The sequence below is a fragment of the Avibacterium avium genome, assembly GCF_900454535.1.
Classification (GTDB): Bacteria; Pseudomonadota; Gammaproteobacteria; order Enterobacterales; family Pasteurellaceae; genus Avibacterium; species Avibacterium avium.
The window spans coordinates 1,796,751-1,816,772 of the sequence record NZ_UGSP01000001.1 but is presented as its reverse complement, the minus strand read 5'-3'; the positions used below and the strand labels follow the sequence as shown (position 1 = coordinate 1,816,772).

Here is a 20,022-nt window from a genome sequence, read left to right as displayed (position 1 = left end):
AAATTTCGGTATTTCTAACACCATCATTTTTTGTTAGGAAAATCACAACAATGCAACGCACAATGGCAATTATTACCACCACCATTATTACCATTACGATGAATGGGGCGGGTTAGTGCGTTAAAAACAGGATCACAGAAAACCCGCATTACAAAGTGCGGGTTTTTTTATAAGCATTTTTTGCATTCACAACATTTATACTGAGGAGAATTTCTATGCGAGTATTAAAATTTGGTGGCACTTCGCTGGCAAATCCAGAACGTTTTTCACAAGCGGCACGGCTGATCGAAAAAGCCCATTTGGAAGAGCAAGCCGCTGGCGTGTTATCGGCCCCCGCTAAGATCACCAATTATCTTGTCGCCCTTTCTGAAAAAGCAAGCCAAAACCTACCAACTGATACCGATTTTAATCAAGCACTTGAAATTTTCTATACCATTATTAATGGCTTATATGCCGAAAGTGAAAATTTTGATCTCGCAGGCTGTAAAGCCGTGATTGACGCAGAATTTGCCCAAATTGCAGAGTTATTAGCAGAAATTCGTGCCAAAGGCGTGCTGGACGATGCGATAAAAGCCACCATTGATTGCCGTGGGGAAAAATTATCCATTGCAATGATGAAAGCGTGGTTTGAAACTCGTGGCTACCAAGTTACGGTGATCAACCCTGTAGAAAAACTTTTAGCTCAGGGCGGTTATTTAGAATCTTCTGTGGATATTGAAGAATCCACCAAACGTATTGATGTGGCAAGTATTCCAAAAAATAACGTAGTGTTAATGGCAGGGTTCACAGCTGGTAATGATAAAGGTGAGTTGGTCTTATTAGGGCGTAACGGCTCAGATTATTCTGCGGCTTGTTTAGCGGCTTGTTTAAATGCGTCAGTGTGCGAAATTTGGACAGATGTGGACGGCGTATTTACCTGTGATCCACGCCTTGTGCCTGATGCGCGTTTATTGCCAAGTCTTTCTTACCGTGAAGCAATGGAACTTTCTTATTTCGGGGCGAAAGTGATTCACCCACGCACCATTGGGCCATTAGCACAAGCCAATATTCCTTGCTTAATTAAAAATACAGGCAATCCAGATGCCAAAGGCTCAATTATCGACAGCAATGCGCAATCAGAACAATTACAAGTAAAAGGGATCACCAACCTTGATAATTTGGCGATGTTTAATGTGTCAGGGCCGGGAATGCAAGGAATGGTGGGAATGGCCGCTCGCGTGTTCTCTACAATGTCAAAAGCTGGCGTTTCGGTGATTTTAATTACCCAATCTTCTTCTGAATACAGCATTAGTTTCTGTGTGCCAGTGAAAGCGGCAGAGGTGGCAAAAAATGCGTTGGAAGTGGAATTTGCCCAAGAACTGAAAAACCAAGATTTAGAAGAAATCGAAGTGATCAAAGATCTTTCCATCATCTCCGTAGTGGGCGAGGGAATGCGTCAAGCGAAAGGGATTGCTGCCCATTTCTTCTCCGCATTAGCACAGGCGAATATCAGCATTGTAGCGATTGCACAAGGATCTTCTGAGCGTTCTATTTCTGCCGTAGTGCCACAAAATAAAGCCATTGAAGCGGTGAAAGCAACGCACCAAGCTCTTTTTAATAACAAAAAAGTGGTGGACATTTTTCTCGTTGGGGTAGGTGGCGTAGGGAGTGAATTAATTGAGCAGGTAAAAAATCAGCGAGATTATTTAGCAAAAAAGGACATTGAGATCCGCGTTTGTGCCATTGCAAACTCAAATAAAATGTTACTTGATGCCAATGGCTTAAATCTGGATCACTGGCAAGAAGATTTGGAAAATGCCACACAGCCTTCAGACTTTGATGTGTTGCTTTCTTTCATTAAATTGCACCACGTTGTAAACCCTGTATTTGTGGATTGCACATCAGCGGAAAGTGTTGCTGGCTTGTATGCGCGTGCTTTAAGCGAGGGCTTCCACGTGGTAACGCCAAACAAAAAAGCCAACACCAGAGAACTCGAGTACTATAATTTATTGCGTGAAAATGCGCGTAAAAGCCAACATAAATTCTTGTATGAAACTAATGTGGGCGCAGGCTTGCCAGTGATTGAAAACTTGCAAAATTTATTAGCCGCCGGGGATGAATTAATCCGCTTTAGTGGCATTTTATCTGGCTCACTTTCCTTTATTTTTGGTAAGTTGGAAGAAGGACTATCGCTTTCAGAAGTTACCGCATTAGCCCGTGAAAAAGGCTTTACTGAACCTGATCCTCGTGATGATCTTTCAGGACAAGATGTGGCGCGTAAATTGCTTATTTTAGCCCGTGAAGCTGGCTTACAATTAGAATTAAGCGATGTGGAAGTAGAGGGCGTGTTGCCAAAAGGTTTTGCGGAAGGAAAATCAGTGAACGAATTTATGGCAATGTTGCCACAGCTTGATGCAGAATTTAAAGCGCGCGTGGAAAAAGCGAAAGCAGAGGGCAAAGTACTGCGTTATGTTGGACAAATTGAAAACGGAAAATGCAAAGTGTCGATTGTAGAGGTAGGGCAAGATGATCCACTGTATAAAGTAAAAAATGGTGAAAATGCCTTAGCATTCTACACCCGCTACTATCAGCCAATCCCATTATTATTGCGTGGTTATGGCGCAGGAAATGCGGTAACTGCGGCAGGGATCTTCGCCGATATTTTAAGAACATTACATAATTAAGGAGCATTTATGTTACGAATTTACGCCCCTGCATCTAGTGCGAATATCAGCGTGGGCTTTGATACATTGGGGGCGGCGGTGTCCCCAATTGATGGCTCATTATTGGGCGATGTGGTGCAAGTGGAGGCAATCAGCCAAGGCTTTGAGCTAGAAAGTGCGGGCTATTTTGTGCGTAAATTGCCAAAAGAACCGCAAAAAAATATTGTGTATCAAGCCTATGTGCTTTTTAGTGAACGCTTAAAATTACGCAACGGCACCGTGAAGCCGCTGCGTTTAACGCTAGAAAAAAATATGCCTATTGGCTCAGGCTTAGGCTCAAGTGCCTGTTCTATTGTGGCTGCTTTAGTGGCGTTAAATAAATTCCACGATGAACCTTTTTCCAAAATGGAATTATTGGAAATGATGGGCGAACTGGAAGGGCGTATTTCAGGCTCAATTCATTATGATAATGTTGCCCCTTGTTATTTAGGTGGGGTGCAATTAATGGTACAATCGCTCGGCAATATTTGTCAGCAGTTGCCATTTTTTGATAACTGGTATTGGGTGTTGGCATACCCGGGTATTGAGGTTTCTACCTCAGAAGCGCGAGCCATTTTGCCGAAGAGCTACACTCGTCAAGATGTAATTACACACGGCCGTCATTTAGGCAGTTTCGTTCACGCGTGCCATACGCAACAAGAAGCTTTGGCCGCCTATATGATGAAAGACGTGATTGCAGAGCCTTATCGTGAAGCACTATTACCAAATTTCGCTGAAGTTAAACAAGCGGTACGCGATCTTGGCGCACTGGCTTCTGGCATTTCAGGCTCAGGCCCAACAATGTTCGCCATCGCACCAGATTTAAACACCGCCAGCAAAGTGGCCACCTATTTGGAAAACCATTATCTACAAAACAACGAAGGCTTCGTCCACGTTTGTAAAGTAGATAACCAAGGCGCAAGAGAATTGGGTTAATGAGAACATTGAACCCCATATAAATTGCCTGAATGGAAATAAAATTTTTAGAAAAGTAACGCCTGAACGCAGCGTAGCGAGTATGGGCTTACTTTTCGTTAAGAAAATTTTATTGGAATGAAGATAAGCAATTTATTTGGGTTCCCTTTTCTTTGCTTCCTTTCTTTTGGGTAAGCAAAAGAAAGGAAGTCGCTCAACGAGCGAAACCCGTTATCAACCACAAAGATAAAAGATTTTAACCAAAGAACTTTAAACAGAGAATATTAACCAACCCCAAACGGAACAACTATGAATTTATACAACATCAAACACCCCGAAGAACAAGTCAATTTCGCCCAAGCAGTACGCCAAGGGCTAGGCAAAGATCAAGGGCTATTTTTCCCTGAAATTATCCCGCACTTAGATAACATTGATGCCTTGCTTGAGCTACCTTTGGTTGAGCGTAGCGAGAAAATTCTAGGGGCATTAATTGGTGATGAAATTCCAGCGGATAAACTGGCTCAACTGGTAAAAAATGCTTTTACATTCCCTGCACCAGTAGAAAAAGTGGCAGATCATATTTACGCCTTAGAATTATTCCACGGCCCAACTCTTGCCTTTAAAGATTTTGGCGGACGCTTTATGGCACAAGCTCTTGCAGCCGTTCGTGGCGATGGCAAAATCACCATTTTAACGGCAACATCAGGGGATACTGGTGCTGCAGTGGCGCACGCATTCTATGGTTTAGAAAACATCGATGTGGTGATTTTATATCCAAAAGGTAAAATCAGCCCATTACAAGAAAAATTATTCTGCACCCTAGGTGGGAATATCCGTACTGTTGCCATTAACGGCGATTTTGATGATTGCCAAGCCTTGGTTAAACAAGCGTTTGATGATGCGGAGCTTCGCCAAGCGATTGGCTTAAATTCAGCTAACTCTATTAATATCAGCCGTTTATTAGCACAGGTTTGTTATTATTTTGAAGCGGTAGCACAACTGCCAAAAGCAGAGCGTGAAAATATTGTGGTTTCTGTGCCAAGCGGTAACTTTGGTAATCTCACCGCAGGGTTAATTGCCAAAACAATGGGCTTACCGATTAAACGTTTTATCGCCGCAACTAATGCGAACGACACTGTGCCACGTTATTTAAGCACTGGCGAATGGGCGCCAAATGACACCGTTGCGACTTTATCAAATGCAATGGACGTAAGCCGCCCGAACAACTGGCCACGCGTGGAAGAATTATTTAAACGCAACGGTTGGGCATTATCAGAATTACATTCAGCAGCAATGAATGATGAGCAGACAGAACAAACATTGCGTGCAATGAATGAACTGGGCTATTTATGCGAACCGCACGGCGCGATTGCCTACGGCGTATTAAAAGCAGATTTGCAACCGGGGGAAACAGGTTTATTCCTTTGCACCGCACACCCGGCAAAATTCAAAGAAAGCGTAGAGCGAATTTTATCCACCGAATTACCATTGCCAGAAGCTTTGGATAAACACAACAAATTGCCATTGCTTTCAGATGAAATGGATAATGATTTTGCAACGTTAAAGGCGTATTTGTTGAAGTAAAGATGCAAGAAGTGAAGTAGGGTGGGCTTTAGCCCACCGTTAGGAAACATTTCGTTACACGGTGGGCTAAAGCCCACCCTACGGAGCATTTAGATAAATTTTATATCAGTATAATGAATATATAGGGGCGGGCCGGTGTGTCCGCCCGTTGGCTAATTAAAGAACATAGGACAAAAAATGATTACAGTTTATGGCATTAAAAATTGCGATACGGTGAAAAAAGCCTTGAAATGGTTGGCGGATAATGGCATTGAACATCGTTTGCACGATTATCGTGTAGATGGCTTGGATAAGGCTTGGTTGGAAAAGGCTGAAAACCAATTTGGGTGGGAAAATTTAGTTAATAAACGCAGTACGACTTGGCGTAATTTAACTGATGAAGTGAAAAAAAATCTGTCAAAAAGCACCGCACTTGAGGTGTTATTTGAACAGCCAACGTTGATTAAACGCCCGATTATTTTACAAGATAACATTGCGTTAATCGGCTTTGATGCCACCGCATACGATCAAGCTTTTGGTAAGTAAAAAAGGTTAAGCAATGAAAGAAACAATCGTTACTTTAGCGCAACAGCTGATCCAACGTCCTTCGATTAGCCCTGATGATCAAGGTTGTCAAAAACTGATTGCTGATCGTTTAGAAAAACTCGGTTTTCAAATTGAGTGGTTGCCTTTTAATGATACGTTAAATTTATGGGCAAAGCACGGCTCAACAGGCCCTGTGGTGGCTTTTGCTGGGCATACCGATGTTGTGTCAGTGGGCGATGAGAGCCAATGGCAATATCCCCCGTTTTCAGCCCAAATTGTCGATGATATGTTGTATGGTCGTGGTGCGGCGGATATGAAAGGCTCGCTGGCTGCAATGGTTGTGGCGGCAGAAAATTATGTGAAAGCTAACCCGAATCACGCTGGGACGATTGCCTTGCTCATTACTTCCGATGAAGAAGCGGCGGCAAAAGATGGCACAGTGCGGGTAGTGGAAACCCTAATGGCACGCGGTGAGCCGATTGATTATTGTTTGGTTGGCGAGCCTTCGAGTGCTGAGAAATTGGGCGATGTGGTGAAAAATGGTCGTCGTGGTTCCATTACAGGCAATCTGTATATTCAAGGTGTGCAAGGACACGTTGCTTACCCACATTTAGCCGATAATCCTGTTCATAAATCCGTTGATTTCCTAAAAGAATTAACCACTTACCAATGGGATCAGGGCAATGAATTCTTCCCGCCAACCAGTTTGCAGATTGCTAATATTCAAGCTGGTACAGGCAGTAATAATGTAATCCCAGGGGAGCTTTATGTACAGTTTAATTTGCGTTATTGCACCGAAGTAACAGACGAGCTAATCAAGCAAACCGTAGAACAAATGCTGAAAAAACATCAGCTTGATTATCGTATTGAATGGAATTTATCGGGCAAGCCATTTTTAACAAAACCGGGTAAACTGGTGAATGCCGTGGTGGATAGTCTTGAAAAAATTGCCAAAATTACCCCCGCACTTGAAACAGGCGGTGGCACCTCAGACGGACGTTTTATTGCCTTAATGGGCGCAGAAGTAGTGGAACTTGGGCCGTTAAATGCCACAATCCATAAAGTCAATGAATGTGTAAGTTGCCAAGATCTTGCTACGCTAGGCGAAGTGTATCAGCAAATGCTCGTGAATTTATTAGATAAGGACACCGAATGAAAAGCCCATTTAACGCAGCGACACTGACGGGAAAATCCCGTGAGCATTTAGTGGCGTTGCCTTGCCCTTTTTCTCATCAGCATTTCCTTGAAGCCAATGCGTTAAAAGCGTTTCAAGGCTTGCAACAAAGTGCGGTGAAAAATGGCTTTAATTTACAGCCTGCGAGTAGCTTTCGTGATTTCCAACGTCAGCAAATGATCTGGAATGATAAATTTGCTGGCAAGCGTAAAGTGCATAATGATGAAGGACAAGCGCTTGATTTATCCTGTTGTTCTGATTGGGAAAAATGCCAAGGCATTTTACGTTGGTCAGCCTTACCGGGGGGGAGCCGTCATCATTGGGGAACGGAAGTGGATATTTTTGATCCTGATTTATTGCCGGCAGATCAAAAATTACAACTTGAGCCTTGGGAATATGGTGAGAAAGGCTATTTTTTTGAGCTGAGTGAATGGATAAAAGAAAATGTGCAAAAGTTTGATTTTTACTTCCCTTTTGCACAAATGCCAGAACGTCTAAATATTGGTTATGAGCCTTGGCATATTAGTTATTTACCAATGGCTGAGCTTGCTCGCTCGCATTTCAATCCTGAAATTTTAGTGCAAGCTTGGCAAGATCAAGATGTAGCAGGCAAGGCAACATTAATCAAGCAATTGCCTGAAATTTTTGAACGATTTTTTATTTAGAAGGAAAATAAAATGAGTGAAAAACGTTTTTTTCCACAAAGTATCTCTGCATTATTACAGTGGGTGCTGAATATTTCTCTCTTGGTGCTTGCGCTGATTTTGGTCGTGTTTTTAGCGAAAGAAACTTATGGTTTAGCCCTTGTATTATTTGAGCAATCAAAAGAGGCCTCTTATTTGTTGGTGGAAAAAATTGTGGTGTATTTTCTTTATTTTGAGTTTTTAGCCTTGATTGTGAAATATTTCAAAACCGATTATCATTTTCCACTGCGTTATTTTTTATATATCGGGATCACCGCAATGGTGCGTTTAATCATTGTGGATCATTCCAGCCCAGTAAATACCTTGCTTTTTTCTGGATCGATTTTGCTAATGGTGATCGCGTTATTCTTGGTTAGCTCCGATCGCCTGAAGAAAAGTTAGCCGATTTTTCACAGGTTTTGTGAACAAGGTCAAATTTTTCAACAAAGATCAGAAAAATTACATTTTTTTTTGTAAAAAACTGGCGTATTCTTAGCAAAATTTTATACGAGGAAAAATGATGTCCGACTTACAGCAATTTACCCAACAGGATATTGAAATTATCAAGGAAGAACCGCTTTATAACGGTTTTTTTAATTTAAAGAAAGTCTATTTTAAACATAAGCTGTTTGCTGGCGGTGAAAGCGGTGTAGTAACCCGTGAATTGCTGGTGAAAGGCGCAGCTTCTGTGGTGGTGGCTTATGATCCTGATGCCGACAGCGTGGTGATGGTGGAGCAGGTGCGCATCGGTGCTTATAACCCGCAGCTTAGCCAATCCCCTTGGTTGTTAGAACTGATCGCAGGTATGGTGGAAGAAGGTGAGCAGCCCGATGAAGTGGCGCAACGTGAAAGCCAAGAAGAAGCAGGCGTACAAGTAGAACATCTGCGTGAAGTGATGAGCTTTTGGGACAGCCCTGGTGGTATTGTTGAGCGCATTCATTTATTTGTCGGCAAAGTAGATAGCCAAAAAGCACAGGGTATTCACGGCTTGGCCGATGAAAATGAAGATATTCGCGTTCACGTTATTCCGCGTCAAACTGCTTACGAGTGGGTTTGTAATGGCAAGATTGATAATGGCTTAGCGGTAACAGGCTTGCTGTGGCTACAATTAAATTACCTTTCTTTACAAAAGGAATGGTCAAAAATGTGAACTGGATCGAATTTTTAATCAAAATTTAAGGGCGGAATATGATCCGCTTAGCATTTTTCGGATTTTTATAATGCAATTTTTTTTCAAATCCGTAAGTTATTAATGTCTTTTGCATTTATTTTGACAAAGAGGAGAAGGTATTTTGATCGATACTTATACACATTCAACAAACGAAGACGTTGTACGTTTGATTCAGATCACAGATCCTCACTTATTTAATGATGAAAATGGAGAATTACTAGGGATTAATACGCAGGCTAGTTTTAATCAAGTCTTGGAGGAAATTAAACAAAGTGAGTTCAATTACGATCTTGTGCTAGCCACAGGCGATTTAGTGCAAGATAGCAGTAATGAAGGCTATCTAAGATTTTGTCAAAGCGTACAAAAACTAGGCAAAACCGTATTTTGGATACCAGGCAACCACGATTTTCAGCCGAAAATGTTTGAGATACTCAATCATAATAATGGACAGTTAAGTCCAGCGAAGCATCTTTTATTGGGTGAACATTGGCAGATTATTATGCTTGATAGTCAAGTATCTGGTGTTCCACACGGACAATTAGAACCTGCGCAGTTAGATTTTTTAGTGGAAAAATTAAAGGCATATCCACAACGTTATGCGTTAATTGTGCTGCACCACCATATTTTATCGACTAATTCTGCTTGGTTGGATCAGCATAATTTACGCAACGCCTTAGAACTTGCCAATGTGCTATTGCCATTTAAGAATGTCAAGGGGATTTTGTACGGCCATATTCATCAAGCGGTTGATAGTCAATGGCAAGGCTATCAAGTAATGGCTACCCCGTCCACCAGCATTCAATTTAAGCCAGATAGTAATACTTTTGCGCTAGACACATTACAGCCGGGCTGGCGCGAGTTAGAGCTATATTCTGATGGCCAAATCAAAACTCGTGTTAAACGTATTACGCAAAAACAATTTTTGCCAAATATGTTAAGTGAAGGCTACTAAACAGAAAAAAGTGCGGTAATTTTTACCGCACTTTTTTGTTGTCTAGCGTTCTTAAATTCTTAAATATTATATAATCTTTATATATTATGTCATTTTGTTCTATAATTGGGGTAGATTTTTTATTCAAAAATCATTAAGTTAAAGATTGTTGATTTTTTGTTAATAACCTAGATGAGGTAAGATATGACAGTAGCGAAAACTCCACCCAAGGGAAGTAAGTTTCTACGAACCGTTGAATGGCTAGGGAATGCCCTGCCTCACCCCGTAACATTATTTGTTATTTTAATTACTTTATTATTGCTCGCTTCCGCATTAGGGGAGTATTTTGGCATTTCTGCATTAGATCCTCGTCCTGAGGGCGCCAAAGGCCGTAGTGCTGATGGAGTCATCTATGTGGTGAGTTTGCTAAACCAAGAAGGGTTAATCAAAATTCTCACTAATTTAGTTAAAAACTTTACCAACTTTGCGCCACTTGGTACGGTGTTAGTAGCGATGCTTGGTGTGGGTATTGCGGAGAAATCAGGTTTAATTTCTGCGGCAATGCGTTTGGTTGTATTAAAAGCACCACGCAAACTCACCACATTAGCGGTAGTTTTTGCTGGGATTATGTCGAATATGGCGGCGGAATTAGGTTACTTGGTGCTTATCCCATTAGCGGCGATTATTTTCCATTCTTTAGGACGCCACCCATTAGCAGGTCTGGCTGCTGCTTTTGCAGGGGTATCGGGCGGCTATTCTGCCAACTTGCTATTAGGTACCATCGATCCATTATTAGCTGGGATTACGCAACAAGCAGCGCAAATAATTGATCCGAATTATACGGTAGGCGCAGAAGCTAATTGGTATTTTATGTTTGTTAGTACGTTCATCATTGCGATTATTGGTTATCTTATTACAGAAAAAGTGGTTGAACCACAACTTGGTGAATACAAAGGTTCATTAAGTCAAGATGAAATTGATGAACAACGCTCAGCTAGCGTTACTCCGCTAGAACGCAAAGGGCTATTGTTTGCTGGTTTAGCTTTCTTAGTCTGCTGCGTATTACTTGCGTTAAGCGTTGTGCCAGAAAATGGTATTTTGCGTAATCCAACCACAGGCTTAGTGACGGGTTCCCCATTCTTAAAATCTATTGTTGTATTTATCTTCGTATTATTTGCCATTCCGGGGATTGTTTATGGAGTAGTGGTAAAAACAATCCGTAGCGATAAAGATGTCGTCAATGCAATGGCAGAAATAATGAGTTCATTAGGCCTTTATTTAGTAATTATTTTCTTTGCTGCGCAATTTATCGCTTTCTTTAGCTGGACGAATATTGGTCAAATCATCGCAGTGAAAGGTGCGAATTTCTTAAATGAATTGGGCTTACACGGCGGTTTATTATTTATCGGCTTTATCCTAATTTGTGCGTTTATTAACTTAATGATTGGCTCGGCTTCAGCGCAATGGGCAGTAACCGCACCGATTTTTGTGCCAATGTTAATGCTAGCAGGTTATGCACCAGAAGTGATTCAAGCTGCATATCGAATTGGGGATTCTGTTACCAACATTATCACACCAATGATGAGCTATTTCGGCTTGATTATGGCCACAGTGATTAAATATAGAAAAGATGCGGGCGTGGGAACTATTGTTTCAATGATGTTACCTTATTCTATTGCATTCTTAATTGCTTGGTCAGCCTTGTTCTTCGTATGGGTATTTGTCTTTGGCTTACCTGTTGGCCCAGGTTCTGCCACTTACTATACGCCTTAATCGTAACAAGTGCGGTGATTTTTCACCGCACTTTTTTGTTTAAAAATGTGATCTAGATCGCTAATTTCATTAATCTTTGTTTACAATTTTTTTACATTTCCATATATTGCTTGAGAAACGATTGATTATTCATCGTTTTTCCTTTTTATCCTATGCTATGGAGGTCTGATTTATGGATAGCGCAACGCTACTCCCTCTTGTGGGTATTCCCATTGTCGTTATCGGGTTTGCTTTACGTTTTAACCCCCTGCTTGTGGTGGTTGCCGCAGGCTTAGCCACAGGTTTAGTGGTGGGAATGGATTTTGGTTTGTTGCTAGAAACCTTCGGTGAGAAATTCATCAACAGCCGTTCTCTTGCCACATTTCTACTTATTTTGCCGGTTATTGGATTATTAGAATATTACGGCTTGAAAGAACGCGCTCAGGCTTGGGTGGCGAAAATGGCAAGTGTTACTTCAGCACGCATTTTAATGCTTTATTTTGTTATGCGTGAAGCCACCGCCGCATTAGGTTTGATGTCTTTAGGGGGACACGCACAAACCGTACGTCCTTTGCTTGCACCGATGACAGAAGGGGCTGCGGTCAATAAATATGGTGATTTACCACAACATATTCGCGATAAAATCAAAGCCCATTCCGCCGCCTGCGACAATATTGCCGTATTTTTTGGAGAAGATATTTTTATTGCCTTTGGTGCGGTATTGCTGATTGATGCTTTCTTGAAAGAAAACGGTATCACCAACGTAGAACCGTTACACATTGGATTATGGGCAATTCCAACGGCGATTGCTGCATTAGTGATTCATATGTTCCGCCTTGTACGCCTTGATGCGAGTATTCATCGTGATGTGTTGGCGTGGCAAGCCCAAACAGGTAAAGCAACAGAGGAGGCGAGCAAATGACCTTAATCAGCATTAATTCCGTTTATTATTTAATTGGCATTATTGTGATGATGCTCGTGGTAATGACCTTGCGTGATAAAGCAAATGCTAAACGATTTACCACCGCACTTTTCTGGTTCTTATTTGGCAGCATTTTCTTATTTAGTGATCTTATGATCGCCACCTTAGGAAAAGCGCTTACTTACCGTATTGTTGGTGCCGTTGTAATCGTTATTGCGCTATTGGCTGGACTTGGCTTAGTGGGCAAAGGGGAATACCCAATGGCTACCGATGAGCAACGCGAAGCCTCATCAAATAAATTGAAAAACTGGTTATTCTTACCTGCAGTATTAATTCCTGTGGTAACAGTGATCGGAACGATCTTCCTGAAAGGCGTATCCATCGGTGGCGTATTCTTGCTTGATCAAAAATATCTCACCCTTGCTGCATTATGCTTAGCTTGTATCACCGCGTTATTAGTCGGCTGGAAACTCACAGGCGGTTCACCATTGCAAGCGGTAAGCCAATCTAGACGTTTAGTGGACACCATTGGCTGGGCAGCAATTTTACCGCAAATGTTGGCAATGTTAGGCGGTGTATTTGTGGCAGCGAACACTGGGGAATCGGTGCAAAAAGTGGTGAGCTTGTTTATCGATCCAAATAATCGTTTCTTACTCGTTGCCACTTATTGCTTAGGAATGGCGCTCTTCACAATGATTATGGGTAACGCCTTTGCTGCTTTCCCTGTGCTGAGTGCGGGGATTGCCTTGCCGTTTTTAGTGACAATGCACAATGCTGATCCAGCACCATTGTTTGCGATTGGTATGTATGCGGGCTATTGCGGTACATTAATGACTCCAATGGCAGCAAACTTTAATATCGTGCCTGCCGCATTGTTAGAATTAAAAGATAAATATCAAGTGATCAAAGTGCAGATTCCTTCTGCGGTATCTATTTTGATCGCCAATATTATTCTGATGTATTTCATTATTTTTTAAGGAGCAAGTATGAAACTCACTCAACAACAGGCGACTGAATTTGCCAATATGCCCTTGCAATTTTTACGTCAAGAATACCCAAATCATATAATGCACCTGCTTAATTCTGAAGCCGATGTGCAATCACCGCGTCAGCTACACCCGATTTTTTACGGTTGTTTTGACTGGCATTCCGCGGTACACGGTTATTGGCTTTTATTACGCTGTGTAAAAATTTATCCTAATTTAGACAGCAAAGCGGAGATCGAAAAATTATTCGCCGAACATTTCACAGCGGAAAATGTAGCGCACGAGTTGGCTTATTTTCACGCACCATTCCGCGCGTCTTTTGAGCGCCCTTATGGTTATGCGTGGATCTTGGCACTTGCTCAAGAGCTTAAACAATCCGACTTACCACAAGCAGAACAATGGTATGAATTATTGCAACCGCTCACCTTGGATATTCGCCAAAAATTACTCGATTATCTAGGTAAATTAAGCTATCCAATTCGTGTTGGAACGCATTTTAACACTGCCTTTGCGCTTGTTTTGGCACTGGATTATGCAAGAGCAATGCAGGATCAAGAATTGGAAAATGCCATTTTACAGGCGACTGAACGTTATTATCGCCAAGATAAAAATTACCCAGCCAATTATGAACCCGCAGGGGACGATTATCTTTCAGGCGCATTAACGGAAGCCTTATTAATGAGTAAAGTGTTAGCGGATTTCCCAGCTTGGTTTGCCGAGTTCTTGCCTGAACAACAGCTCAACACCTTGCTAAGTCCGGCAGAAGTGAGCGATCGTGCTGATCCAAAAATTGCCCATTTAGATGGCTTAAATCTGAGCCGTTCGTGGTGCTTCAAACACATCGCGAAAGCGCTACCTGCGGATCACGCCTTACAAACAGCGCTTAAAAATGCCATTCAACAGCATCTTCAAGCGAGCTTAGATCACGTTGTCGGCAGCCATTACAGCGGTGCGCACTGGCTTGCAACCTTTGCCTTGTTGGCGTTGGAATAATCCATCACTTTACTTTCGTTTAAAAAGCAAACGATAAAAATTTGAGAAAAAATAACCGCACTTTGAGCGAACAGCCAAGGTTGCGGTTTTCTTTTGATCAGAAATAAAATCCCCTTTTCTTTTTCTTAATTCTCCCCGCAATTTGGTATATGATAGGCATAAATTTTTATCGTAATCAAAAACGGATTTATGGCGAAACAATACCTCTCAAGCTCGAAAGATAAAAAAGTTGAGCAGATTAACATTCCCCCTCATTCCATTGAAGCAGAACAAGCGGTCATCGGCAGTATGTTGCTGACAGATGCCCATTGGGACGCCGTATCTGAGCGTATTATTGCCGAAGATTTTTATACCTTTGAGCATCGTTTAATTTTTCAACACATAATGAATTTGATCCGCAACAATAAACCTGTGGATCTTTTAACCTTAGATGAAACCTTGAAAGCCGCTGGCGTGAGCGAAGAAGTGGGCGGTTTTGCCTATTTAGCCGAGCTTTCAAAAAATACGCCAAGTGCAGCGAACGTGCTGACTTATGCTGATATTGTGCGTGAAAAAGCCATTTTACGTGAGCTGATTGCGTCCAGTAACAAAATTGCTGAAATGAGCTATCAAACCAAAGGGCGAGATGTTAAAGAAATTCTTGATGATGCCGAACGTGAAGTGTTTAGCATTGCAGAAAAGCGTACTACGCAAGGTGAAGGGCCAGAAAATGTGGTGGATATTTTACGCGGAACAGTACAAAAAATTCAGCTTTTAAGCCAATCTGAACACAATAATGGGGTAACAGGGGTAAGTACAGGCTTTTTCGATCTCGATCGCAAAACAGCTGGCTTGCAACCTTCTGATTTAATTATTATTGCCGCGCGTCCATCAATGGGGAAAACCACCTTTGCAATGAACTTGTGCGAAAATGCGGCGTTAGAATCGGATAAACCTGTGTTGGTGTTTAGTTTAGAGATGCCATCAGAACAAATTATGATGCGTACAATCGCTTCTCTTTCACGCGTTGATCAAACCAAAATTCGTACTGGACAGGGATTAGATGATGAAGATTGGTCGAAAATCGCTAGCAGTGTTGGTTTGTTTAAGCAAAACCCAAATTTGTATATTGACGATTCTTCAGGCCTAACGCCAACTGAATTACGTTCTCGTGCAAGACGGATATATCGTGAACACGGTGGCTTGAGCCTGATTATGGTGGATTACTTGCAGTTAATGCGTGCGCCAGCCTTTTCTGATAACCGTACCTTAGAAATTGCAGAAATTTCGCGTTCTTTGAAAGCCTTAGCCAAAGAGCTAGAAGTGCCAGTGATTGCCCTTTCTCAGCTTAACCGTACCTTGGAAAATCGCGCGGATAAACGCCCTGTAAACTCAGATTTGCGTGAGTCCGGCTCCATTGAGCAAGATGCGGATTTGATTATGTTTATTTATCGCGATGAAGTGTATAACGATAATTCGGAAGAAAAAGGCATTGCGGAAATTATTATCGGTAAGCAACGTAATGGCCCAATTGGTAAAGTGCGGTTGAAATTTAACGGACAATTTTCCCGTTTTGACAACCTTAAAGATCAACCAGAATATATTCACGAGTAGGCATTATGATTGATGTAAAACCCGCAACAGCAAAAATTAGTTCGCACGCATTAAGACACAATATCGAAGTGATCAAACAAAAAGCGCCAAATAGCAAAGTGATCGCAGTGGTAAAAGCCAACGCCTACGGACACGGCGTGGCCTTTGTGGCGTCCGTGCTGGAAGAATTGGTCGATTGCTTTGGTGTGGCACGTTTAGAAGAAGCGCTTACGCTGCGTTCCAACGGCATTACCAAGCCCATTTTATTATTAGAAGGCTTTTTCCGCGCCAAAGATTTGCCGATTATTGCGGTAAATAATATCCAAACTATCGTGCATAACAAAGAACAATTACAAGCCTTACAGCAAGCCGATTTACCTAACCCGATTAAAGTTTGGCTTAAAATTGACACAGGAATGCACCGCCTTGGTGTTGCCTTAGATGAAGTGGAAGAATTTTGCCAAGCCCTTGAAAAATGTCCAAATATTGAACCGCACTTTGGTTTTGTTAGCCATTTTAGCCGCGCTGATGAATTAGAATCTGATTACACGCAAAAACAACTTAACGCCTTTCTTCAAGCTACCGAAAATAGAGCAGGGGAGCGTAGCATTGCAGCATCAGGGGGAATTTTATTCTGGCAAGATTCTCATTTAGATTGGATTCGCCCCGGAATTATTTTATACGGCATTTCGCCGAACAATGTGCCAAGCCGAGAATACGGCTTAATTCCTGTAATGACGCTAACTTCATCACTGATTGCGGTGCGTGAGCATAAAAAGGGCGAGCCTGTAGGCTATGGCGGAAAATGGGTGAGTGAACAAGACACGAAAATTGGCGTGGTCGCCATTGGTTATGGTGATGGTTATCCAAGAGATATGCCAATGGGAACGCCGGTTTATCTTAATGGTCGCCTTGTACCAATCGTGGGCAGAGTATCAATGGATATGCTCACCGTTGATCTTGGCAAAGACAGCCAAGATCAAGTGGGCGATGAAGTGATCCTATGGGGTAAGGAATTACCTATTGAAGAAATCGCAGCAATAAGCGGCATTTTAAGTTATGAATTAATAACAAAACTCACCCCACGAGTTTTGACGGAATATGTTGATTAATTTTAATTAAACTTGATAAAAGGAAACTCAAATGAAAAACATCAACCCAACCACCACTAACGCGTGGAAAGCCTTAGAACAACACAAAAACAACCTAGGTGAAACCACGATCCAGCAATTATTTGCACAAGAACCCAATCGTTTTAAAGATTATTCTTTAACCTTTGATAACGAGATTTTGGTGGATTACTCAAAAAATAACCTTACCCAAGAAACTTTAGAGTTATTACGTCAATTAGCGGAAGAATGTGGTTTGCAGGAAGCCACAGAAGCAATGTTCACTGGGGAAAAAATCAACCGCACGGAAAATCGTGCTGTTTTACACACCGCACTTCGTAACCGTTCAAATACGCCTGTATTGGTGGACGGCAAAGATGTAATGCCAGAAGTGAATGCTGTACTTGCTAAAATGAAATCTTTCTGCGACCGTGTGATTTCAGGTGAATGGAAAGGCTACACAGGCAAAGCGATCACTGATGTGATTAATATCGGCATCGGCGGCTCGGATTTAGGGCCTTATATGGTAACTGAAGCCTTGCGTCCTTATAAAAACCACCTCAATATGCACTTTGTGTCTAACGTGGACGGCACGCACATCGCGGAAACCTTGAAAAAAGTCAATCCAGAAACCACCCTAGTGCTAGTAGCATCAAAAACTTTCACCACGCAAGAAACAATGACCAACGCAAATTCTGCCCGTGATTGGTTCTTAGCCAGTGCGAAAGATGAAGCACATATTGCAAAACATTTTGCCGCACTTTCCACTAATGCAAAAGAAGTGGAAAAATTCGGCATTGATACCGCAAATATGTTTGAATTCTGGGATTGGGTTGGCGGACGCTATTCCTTATGGTCAGCTATCGGTTTATCTATCGCCCTTTCTATCGGCTTTGAAAACTTTGAAGCCTTGTTATCAGGTGCGCACGAAATGGATAAACATTTCCGCACTGCGCCACTGGCTGAAAATATCCCAGCGACTCTTGCCTTAGTGGGATTATGGAACACCAATTTCCTTGGTGCACAAACAGAAGCTATTTTGCCTTATGACCAATATTTACATCGTTTCGCTGCCTATTTCCAACAAGGTAATATGGAATCAAACGGAAAATATGTAGGACGCGATGGTAAAGTGGTGGATTACCAAACTGGCCCAATTATCTGGGGTGAGCCGGGTACAAATGGACAACACGCGTTCTATCAATTAATTCACCAAGGCAAAATTTTAATTCCTTGTGATTTCATTGCGCCAGCGCAAACCCACAACCCACTTTCAGATCATCATCTGAAATTATTGTCTAACTTCTTCGCCCAAACTGAAGCACTTGCTTTCGGCAAAAGCAAAGAAGAAGTGGAAGCAGAATTTGTCAAAGCGGGCAAATCCCTTGATGAAGTGAAAGACATCGTGCCATTTAAAGTGTTTACAGGTAACAAACCAACCAATTCAATCTTATTGCAAAAAATCACCCCATTTAGCTTGGGCGCACTCATTGCAATGTACGAACACAAAATCTTCACCCAAGGTGTAATCTTCAACATTTTCAGCTTTGACCAATGGGGCGTAGAGCTTGGCAAACAGCTCGCCAACCGAATTTTACCAGAGCTTGAAAACAACAACGAAATCACCAGCCACGACAGCTCAACCAACGGTTTAATCAACCAATACAAAGAGTGGCGTTAATTCATTTCTAAATAATAAAGCAAAAGTGCGGTGAAAAAATGTAAAAAATTTCACCGCACTTTTTTCTTATCATAATCCCCTTTAGATATCCCGTAGTCGAACGTATAATAAGCGTACGTTGGATTTTTTATAATGAATTATGTTGAAACTCACACCTTTTCAGTGGTCATCTTTTAATTTCTTTGGTTTTTATTGCGCTTATGGCGTGATTGTTCCGTTTTTGCCGATTTGGTTGCAGCAATACGGCTATGATATGGAATTAATTGGTAGTTTGATTTCATTGGGGTATTTATGCCGTTTTGCTGGCGCGATCGCATTTACTAAAAATTTACGCCATCTCGATCAGCTTATTCCATTAACACGCTTGCTTACTTGGTTGAGTGTTGCGGTGTTGCTTGCGGTGAGTTGGGCGGTGCAGTCTGTTTGGCTATTGTTGCCGATTTTAGCCGTATTTCATATGTTAAATGGTGCGATTATGCCTGTGTGCGATACCATTGCCGCAAGCTGGCATCGTCAGTTAGGAATGGATTATGGAAAAAGCCGACTATTTGGATCTTTTGCCTTTGTGGTGGGATCTATGACTGCAGGCTATTTGCTTGGTTGGCTAGGTGAGAGTGCGATTATCGGTATTATTATTGGCTATTTGGTATTTTGGGGATTGGGAATTAGCCTTAATCCTACTCAGCGTTTTCAAGAAGATCAGCAGGAAAAAAATATTTCTTCAGTACGCTATTTGACGCTATTAAAAAATCCAACCACGTTGAGAATGGTGATTGCCACTGCGTTAATTCAAGGATCTCACGCGGCTTGTTATGCTTACGGTACAATTTATTGGTCTGCGAATGGCATTAGCACGTCATCAATTAGTTTGCTGTGGAGCTTAGGGGTGATTGCAGAAATTATCTTTTTCTATTTTTCTAAAGGCTTACTGAAAAATTGGAAAATTCATTATTTAACGCTTTTTTCCGCAACCGCCGCCATTATTCGTTGGCTAACTATTGCTTATACAACGGATCTCAGTTTGTTGATGTTTGCGCAGATTCTGCACGCATTCACTTATGCAATGGGGCATTTGGCTATCATTCGCTATATTACTTCTCAGCCAAGTGAGATGATTCCAAAATTGCAAAGTATTTATTTTGCGAGTTCCAGCTGTATTATGATGGCATTATTTACCTTTATTTCAGGTATTGTTTATCCTTATTCTGCGCAAATGAGTTTTGTATTAATGGCGATTTTTGTTATTCCAGCACTATTCTTAGTGCCAAAACGTTTTGCTGTGGATCTTAAAGAAAGGGTTCAAGCCTAAAAGTGCGGAAAGCACGCTGAAATAAAAAGTGCGG

The 20,022-nt window shown here is 41.7% G+C and carries 17 protein-coding genes; all 17 read left to right on the top strand.

The features are described 5' to 3' along the window. Positions 1-215 precede the first annotated feature (215 nt). Entirely contained in the window at positions 216-2,663 is a 2,448-nt protein-coding gene (gene thrA, locus DYC50_RS08830) for a bifunctional aspartate kinase/homoserine dehydrogenase I (protein ID WP_115249867.1), read from the top strand. A gap of 9 nt (positions 2,664-2,672) precedes the next feature. After that, entirely contained in the window at positions 2,673-3,617 is a 945-nt protein-coding gene (gene thrB, locus DYC50_RS08825) for a homoserine kinase (RefSeq protein WP_115249866.1), read from the top strand. 288 nt (positions 3,618-3,905) lie between these two features. Continuing rightward, a complete protein-coding gene (thrC, locus tag DYC50_RS08820) occupies positions 3,906-5,180 on the top strand; it encodes a threonine synthase (RefSeq protein WP_115249865.1) in 1,275 nt (424 codons plus the stop codon). A gap of 177 nt (positions 5,181-5,357) precedes the next feature. Continuing rightward, a complete protein-coding gene (locus DYC50_RS08815; protein ID WP_115249864.1) occupies positions 5,358-5,705 on the top strand; it encodes an ArsC family reductase in 348 nt (115 codons plus the stop codon). A gap of 13 nt (positions 5,706-5,718) precedes the next feature. Next, positions 5,719-6,861, top strand: coding sequence for a succinyl-diaminopimelate desuccinylase (dapE, locus tag DYC50_RS08810; RefSeq protein ID WP_115249863.1), 1,143 nt, complete (start codon positions 5,719-5,721; stop codon positions 6,859-6,861). After that, positions 6,858-7,544 (top strand): M15 family metallopeptidase, encoded by a 687-nt coding sequence (locus tag DYC50_RS08805; protein WP_115249862.1) that lies wholly within the window; start codon positions 6,858-6,860, stop codon positions 7,542-7,544. The genes dapE and DYC50_RS08805 overlap by 4 nt, the downstream gene beginning before the upstream one ends. Positions 7,545-7,556: 12 nt before the next feature. Continuing rightward, on the top strand, positions 7,557-7,964 hold the full coding sequence (gene psiE, locus DYC50_RS08800; protein WP_103855565.1) for a phosphate-starvation-inducible protein PsiE: 408 nt from the start codon (positions 7,557-7,559) through the stop codon (positions 7,962-7,964). 118 nt (positions 7,965-8,082) lie between these two features. Then, positions 8,083-8,712: an ADP-ribose diphosphatase gene (nudF, locus tag DYC50_RS08795; RefSeq protein ID WP_103855564.1), complete on the top strand. Its 630-nt coding sequence runs from the start codon at positions 8,083-8,085 to the stop codon at positions 8,710-8,712. Between the two features lie 142 nt (positions 8,713-8,854). Next, positions 8,855-9,685 carry a 3',5'-cyclic-AMP phosphodiesterase gene (gene cpdA / locus DYC50_RS08790; RefSeq protein WP_115249861.1) on the top strand — a complete coding sequence of 277 codons (831 nt, stop codon included), beginning with the start codon at positions 8,855-8,857 and terminating at the stop codon, positions 9,683-9,685. 183 nt (positions 9,686-9,868) lie between these two features. Then, positions 9,869-11,437 carry an AbgT family transporter gene (locus tag DYC50_RS08785; RefSeq protein ID WP_115249860.1) on the top strand — a complete coding sequence of 523 codons (1,569 nt, stop codon included), beginning with the start codon at positions 9,869-9,871 and terminating at the stop codon, positions 11,435-11,437. A gap of 172 nt (positions 11,438-11,609) precedes the next feature. Next, positions 11,610-12,338 carry a DUF969 domain-containing protein gene (locus DYC50_RS08780; protein ID WP_115249859.1) on the top strand — a complete coding sequence of 243 codons (729 nt, stop codon included), beginning with the start codon at positions 11,610-11,612 and terminating at the stop codon, positions 12,336-12,338. Continuing rightward, on the top strand, positions 12,335-13,315 hold the full coding sequence (locus DYC50_RS08775) for a DUF979 domain-containing protein (protein ID WP_115249858.1): 981 nt from the start codon (positions 12,335-12,337) through the stop codon (positions 13,313-13,315). The genes DYC50_RS08780 and DYC50_RS08775 overlap by 4 nt, the downstream gene beginning before the upstream one ends. Positions 13,316-13,324: 9 nt before the next feature. Continuing rightward, the gene (locus DYC50_RS08770) at positions 13,325-14,317 is read left to right on the top strand and encodes a DUF2891 domain-containing protein (protein WP_103855282.1); all 993 of its coding nucleotides are present in this window, start codon (positions 13,325-13,327) and stop codon (positions 14,315-14,317) included. A 189-nt stretch (positions 14,318-14,506) separates the two neighbouring features. Next, positions 14,507-15,910 (top strand): replicative DNA helicase, encoded by a 1,404-nt coding sequence (locus tag DYC50_RS08765; RefSeq protein ID WP_115249857.1) that lies wholly within the window; start codon positions 14,507-14,509, stop codon positions 15,908-15,910. 5 nt (positions 15,911-15,915) lie between these two features. Next, positions 15,916-17,001: an alanine racemase gene (gene alr / locus DYC50_RS08760; RefSeq protein ID WP_172459080.1), complete on the top strand. Its 1,086-nt coding sequence runs from the start codon at positions 15,916-15,918 to the stop codon at positions 16,999-17,001. 31 nt (positions 17,002-17,032) lie between these two features. Further along, positions 17,033-18,679 carry a glucose-6-phosphate isomerase gene (gene pgi, locus DYC50_RS08755; RefSeq protein WP_115249856.1) on the top strand — a complete coding sequence of 549 codons (1,647 nt, stop codon included), beginning with the start codon at positions 17,033-17,035 and terminating at the stop codon, positions 18,677-18,679. Between the two features lie 139 nt (positions 18,680-18,818). Beyond that, complete coding sequence (locus DYC50_RS08750; RefSeq protein WP_115249855.1) at positions 18,819-19,988, top strand: 3-phenylpropionate MFS transporter; 1,170 nt, start codon at positions 18,819-18,821, stop codon at positions 19,986-19,988. Positions 19,989-20,022 lie beyond the last annotated feature (34 nt).

Excerpts from the sequence above, each read along its gene's own strand:
- thrA (WP_115249867.1), top strand. The coding sequence starts at position 216 with ATGCGAGTATTAAAATTTGGTGGCACTTCGCTGGCAAATCCAGAACGT.
- thrB (WP_115249866.1), top strand. The coding sequence starts at position 2,673 with ATGTTACGAATTTACGCCCCTGCATCTAGTGCGAATATCAGCGTGGGC.
- thrC (WP_115249865.1), top strand. The coding sequence starts at position 3,906 with ATGAATTTATACAACATCAAACACCCCGAAGAACAAGTCAATTTCGCC.
- DYC50_RS08815 (WP_115249864.1), top strand. The coding sequence starts at position 5,358 with ATGATTACAGTTTATGGCATTAAAAATTGCGATACGGTGAAAAAAGCC.
- dapE (WP_115249863.1), top strand. The coding sequence starts at position 5,719 with ATGAAAGAAACAATCGTTACTTTAGCGCAACAGCTGATCCAACGTCCT.
- DYC50_RS08805 (WP_115249862.1), top strand. The coding sequence starts at position 6,858 with ATGAAAAGCCCATTTAACGCAGCGACACTGACGGGAAAATCCCGTGAG.
- psiE (WP_103855565.1), top strand. The coding sequence starts at position 7,557 with ATGAGTGAAAAACGTTTTTTTCCACAAAGTATCTCTGCATTATTACAG.
- nudF (WP_103855564.1), top strand. The coding sequence starts at position 8,083 with ATGTCCGACTTACAGCAATTTACCCAACAGGATATTGAAATTATCAAG.
- DYC50_RS08785 (WP_115249860.1), top strand. The coding sequence starts at position 9,869 with ATGACAGTAGCGAAAACTCCACCCAAGGGAAGTAAGTTTCTACGAACC.
- DYC50_RS08780 (WP_115249859.1), top strand. The coding sequence starts at position 11,610 with ATGGATAGCGCAACGCTACTCCCTCTTGTGGGTATTCCCATTGTCGTT.
- DYC50_RS08775 (WP_115249858.1), top strand. The coding sequence starts at position 12,335 with ATGACCTTAATCAGCATTAATTCCGTTTATTATTTAATTGGCATTATT.
- DYC50_RS08770 (WP_103855282.1), top strand. The coding sequence starts at position 13,325 with ATGAAACTCACTCAACAACAGGCGACTGAATTTGCCAATATGCCCTTG.
- DYC50_RS08765 (WP_115249857.1), top strand. The coding sequence starts at position 14,507 with ATGGCGAAACAATACCTCTCAAGCTCGAAAGATAAAAAAGTTGAGCAG.
- alr (WP_172459080.1), top strand. The coding sequence starts at position 15,916 with ATGATTGATGTAAAACCCGCAACAGCAAAAATTAGTTCGCACGCATTA.
- pgi (WP_115249856.1), top strand. The coding sequence starts at position 17,033 with ATGAAAAACATCAACCCAACCACCACTAACGCGTGGAAAGCCTTAGAA.
- DYC50_RS08750 (WP_115249855.1), top strand. The coding sequence starts at position 18,819 with ATGTTGAAACTCACACCTTTTCAGTGGTCATCTTTTAATTTCTTTGGT.